This is a genomic window from uncultured Leptotrichia sp. (assembly GCF_938036635.1).
In the GTDB taxonomy this organism is placed as follows: Bacteria; Fusobacteriota; Fusobacteriia; order Fusobacteriales; family Leptotrichiaceae; genus Leptotrichia; species Leptotrichia hongkongensis.
The window spans coordinates 1-4,128 of sequence record NZ_CALHQO010000376.1 but is presented as its reverse complement, the minus strand read 5'-3'; the positions used below and the strand labels follow the sequence as shown (position 1 = coordinate 4,128).

The following is a 4,128-nucleotide window of genomic DNA, read 5'->3' as shown; positions in this document are numbered from 1 at the left end:
ATCCTCACTTAAAAAATACCAATTAGAGTATTTTAGTGTTAATTTATTAAATAATTATATTAATAAGTATACCATATTTTAATACTAAATTCAAGTAAACCGCCTTGTTTTAATAAAAAATAAAAATGTCTATTTGATAAAATAAACTTTCATATTCCTAACTAAAAATGTCTCAACTAAAATTATTTTTTACACGAAATTTAAAATACAATGATGATTTCAAATTACTGATTTTATTGTATTTTAATTTTTGAGTTGTAATAACTTTAAATAAAAAAATCTTATCTTTAAAAATTGTTATTTCACTCAAAATTTGATATACTGAAATTATAAAAATTAAAAAATACAGAAGGAGAAAATTATGAATTTCAACGATTACAAATACGAACATTTGGACTTGGAAAAAATAAAAGGACAATTTTCAGAATTAATAGATAGTTTTGAAAGGGCAGAAAATGTGGAGGGACAAATTGAAGCATTTGATAAAATTATAAAGCTGAGAAATCATATCGAAACTATCCAGACACTTGTTTCTATTCGTCATAGCATTGATACAAATGATGAATTTTATGATAAGGAAAATGAATATATGGATGAAATTAGTCCAATTTTATTTGGATTTACTAATGATTTTTATAAAGCGCTTGTCAATTCAAAATTTAAGGATGAACTTATTAAGAAATATGGAAAATTATTGTTTGACTTGGCAGAAAATACATTGAAAGTTTTCTCGAACGAGATTATTCCAGATGCACAGGAAGAAAATAGATTATCTAGCAAATATTCAAAATTGATTGCCAGTGCGAAAATTGATTTTGATGGAAAAGAGCTTAATTTATCGCAAATGGTTCCTTACACTCAATCTAAGGACAGAAATGTAAGAATTGAAGCTGCAAAGAAAGTAGCTCAATTTTTTGCTGAAAATCAAGAAGAATTTGACAATATTTATGATTCGCTTGTAAAAGTGAGAACTAAAATGGCACAGAAAATGGGATACAAAAACTATGTAGAATTTGGATATAAACAACTTTCAAGACTTGAATATGATGCAAAAATGGTGGAAGGTTACAGAAATCAAGTACTTGAAAACATTGTACCGCTACATACTGAGCTTCGTAAAAGACAGGAAAAAAGGCTCGGTGTTGAAAAACTTAGATTTTATGACGAGGCTATAAAATTTAATTCTGGAAATGCTGATCCACACGGTTCACCTGAATGGATTTTAAATCACGGTAAAACAATGTATAAGGAATTGTCGAAGGAAACTGATGAATTTTTTACATTTATGACTGAAAATAATTTGCTTGACTTACTTTCTAAAAAAGGAAAAATGAGCGGAGGATACTGCACTTATATTCCAGAATACAAGGCTCCATTTATTTTTGCCAATTTTAATGGGACTGCACATGATATTGATGTCTTGACGCATGAAGCCGGACACGCTTTTCAAGTTTACCAAAGCCGAGGTTTTGAGGTACCTGAATATTTATGGCCAACTTACGAGGCTTGCGAAATTCATTCAATGAGTATGGAATTTTTGACTTGGCCGTGGATGAAACTATTCTTTGAAAATGATACAGAAAAATATAAATTTATTCATTTGTCAGAAGCTCTTTTATTCATTCCTTATGGGGTAACAGTCGATGAATTTCAGCACTGGGTTTATGAAAATCCAGAAGTTACGCCACAAGAGCGTCGTGAAAAATGGCTTGAAATTGAAAAAAAATATTTACCAACTAGAGATTACGGGGAAGTCGACGAATTGAAAAATGGAATTTTCTGGTTTAGACAAGGGCATATTTTTAGCTCGCCATTTTACTACATCGACTACACTTTAGCCCAAGTCTGTGCTTTCCAATTCTGGATAAAATCAAGAGAAGACAGGGAAAAAGCATGGCAGGATTATCTAAATCTGTGTAAACTTGGAGGAAGCAAATCATTCTTTGAACTTATGAAATCTGCTAATCTGAAAAATCCGTTTGAGGAAGGAACATTAGCAGCTGTAATTCCCAAAATTAAGGAATATTTGGATAGTGTTGATGATATGAATTTGTAATTTAATCCATGTAAAAACCAAAATTTAAAAATATTTTCAAATTTAACTATTGATTTTAATAAATTTTAGTGCTATAATAATTGTAGATACAAATTTAGTAAATAATATATTAAATATGGAGGTAATTTTAATGATTTATGAAAATATTTTAGATTTAATTGGAAATACGCCTGTAGTAAAATTGAAATTTTTAAACGAAGAAAATATTGCTGATATTTATGTAAAACTCGAAAAATATAATATTGGTGGAAGTGTAAAGGATAGAGCTGCGCTTGGAATGATAGAAGCTGCTGAAAAAGAGGGAAAATTAAAACCAGGTGGTACAATTGTCGAGCCTACTTCGGGAAATACTGGAATTGCATTGGCATTAATAGGGAAAGCAAAAGGATATAGAGTTATAATCATAATGCCAGATTCGATGAGTGTGGAAAGAAGAAGTATTTTGGCAGCTTATGGAGCTGAATTAATCTTGACTGAAGGTGCAAAAGGTATGAAAGGTGCAATTGCTGAAGCTGAAAAATTAGCATCTGAAAACGGATATTTCTTGCCTCAACAATTTGAAAATCCTGCAAATCCTGCAAAACACTATGAAACTACAGCAAAAGAAATTTTGGATGATTTTCCGCAAATTGATGCATTTATTTCAGGAGTTGGAACTGCTGGAACTTTATCAGGAGTTGGAAAAAGATTAAAAGAAGAAAGACCTGGAGTGCAAGTATTTGCTGTAGAACCTGCAACTTCTGCAGTACTATCAGGTGAACAGCCTGGAAAACATTCTCAACAAGGGCTTGGAGCAGGCTTTATTCCTGGAAACTATGATGCTAATCTTGTAGATGGAATTATAAAAATAACTAATGAACAAGCAATAGAATTTGCAACAAGAGCTTCAAAAGAAAACGGATTATTTGTAGGAATTTCTTCTGGAAGTGCAATTGCAGCGGCTTACGAAGTAGCTAAAAAATTAGGAAAAGGTAAAAAAGTATTAGCTGTTTTACCTGATGGCGGAGAAAAATATCTATCAGTAGAAGTATTCAGAAAGAGTCTATAAAATTAATACAGTTTATCTAAATTTGGGCAAGGATTCTCTAATTATGAGATGAATTGCCTATTTTCATACTTTTTAAAAAAAAATTATACAATAAAAAGTTGTTTTTAAAACAGTTTTATTATATAATCTTAACATATAAATTTTAAGGAGTGTGATTATTATTTTTAAATGGTTAATAAGTGAAATAAATAATATTGCAGAAAAAGATCCAGCTGTAAAACATAAAATAGAAGTTTTTCTTTATCCATCGTTACATGCTATTATTAATCATAAAATTGCTCATTTTTTTCAAAAACGGAAATTATATTTTTTCGCAAGACTTATTTCTCAAATTTCTCGTTTTTTTACAGGAATAGAAATTCATCCAGCCGCAAAACTAGGAAATAAAATATTCTTTGATCACGGAATGGGAATTGTAGTTGGAGAGACTGCCGAAATAGGAGATAATTGTGTTATATATCATGGTGTAACTCTCGGCGGTGTAAGCACATCCAAAGTCAAACGGCATCCTACACTAAAAAATAACGTCTCTGTAGGAGCTGGAGCAAAATTGCTTGGAAATATAGTAATCGGAAACAACGTAAGAATTGGAGCAAATTCAGTCGTTTTAAAAGATATTCCTGATGAAGCTGTAGCAGTAGGTATTCCCGCCAGAATCATTCCAAAAACAGAAGAAGACTATTATATGTGGCATATTTAACTAAAATTTCAAAAAATAGCAACTTAAATTCAAATATCAAAAAAATTTGACAATCAAAGTAAAATATGATATATTTTTTATATAAAAATTTTAATAAGTAAAGTGAGAGTTTTAAATAAAACAATTTATTTCATTTCTTTTATTTAAAAGAAAATCAAAATGTATTATCTAAAAAATGGATAACCACATGAAAACAATATTTAAAACCAAACTACAAATATGGAGGGATAAAATGGCAAAAGTAGGAATTTTTTTCGGATCAACAACAGGAGTAACTGAAGATATTGCTCACAAAATTGCAGAAAAAATAGATGGAGCAGAAGT

3 protein-coding genes are annotated in these 4,128 nt (G+C 29.9%); all 3 read left to right on the top strand.

The features are described from left to right. The first annotated feature begins 361 nt into the window (after positions 1-361). The 3 genes from Q0370_RS07480 to epsC all read left to right on the top strand — a co-directional run bounded on the left by Q0370_RS07480 (position 362) and on the right by epsC (position 3,804). Positions 362-2,056, top strand: a complete 1,695-nt coding sequence (locus Q0370_RS07480; RefSeq protein ID WP_299574105.1) for a M3 family oligoendopeptidase — start codon at positions 362-364, stop codon at positions 2,054-2,056. Between the two features lie 130 nt (positions 2,057-2,186). Next, on the top strand, positions 2,187-3,104 hold the full coding sequence (gene cysK, locus Q0370_RS07475; RefSeq protein WP_147006347.1) for a cysteine synthase A: 918 nt from the start codon (positions 2,187-2,189) through the stop codon (positions 3,102-3,104). Between the two features lie 151 nt (positions 3,105-3,255). Further along, entirely contained in the window at positions 3,256-3,804 is a 549-nt protein-coding gene (epsC, locus tag Q0370_RS07470) for a serine O-acetyltransferase EpsC (RefSeq protein ID WP_147006348.1), read from the top strand. Positions 3,805-4,128 lie beyond the last annotated feature (324 nt).